1 protein-coding gene is annotated in these 476 nt (G+C 61.1%); it reads left to right on the top strand.

Going from position 1 to position 476, the window contains the following annotated elements:
• Positions 1–476, top strand: a 476-nt coding sequence (locus tag AACM45_RS20345) for an AMP-binding protein (RefSeq protein WP_339145048.1), incomplete at both ends; no start/stop codon positions are given.

The raw sequence follows: 476 nt of genomic DNA on the forward strand, positions 1-476 counted from the left end.
GGACTACCCGATGGACAAGACCGTACACGGTCTTTTTTCCGAGCGGGCCTCGGAACGTCCCGATGCCACGGCACTGGTCTTCGAGGGAAAGGAGATGGGCTATGGCGAGCTGGAGCGTAGGTCGAACCAACTGGCCAGGCGTATAAGGTCCCAATATCTTGCACGGACGGGTTCGGCCATGGGCCCTGACACCCTTGTCCCGCTTTTCTTGGAGCGTGGCCTTGAGATGGTGGTCTCGATACTGGCCGTGATGAAGGCCGGTGGCGCCTACGTGCCCATTGACCCTGGCTACCCCCATGAACGTGTGGGGTACATCCTCTCGGACACGGGCTGTGAGATAGTGCTATCCCAGCAAAGTTTGATGGAGGATCCCGAGACGCCCCTTGCCATGGAAGGTACGATCGCCGTGGACCTTTCCGGGGAGCTGTACTCCGAAGAGGACCACGGTCCCCTGGACCCCGTCAGCGGACCGAGGG

It is taken from the genome of Croceitalea sp. MTPC5 (assembly GCF_036985505.1).
Lineage (GTDB): Bacteria > Bacteroidota > Bacteroidia > Flavobacteriales > Flavobacteriaceae > Croceitalea.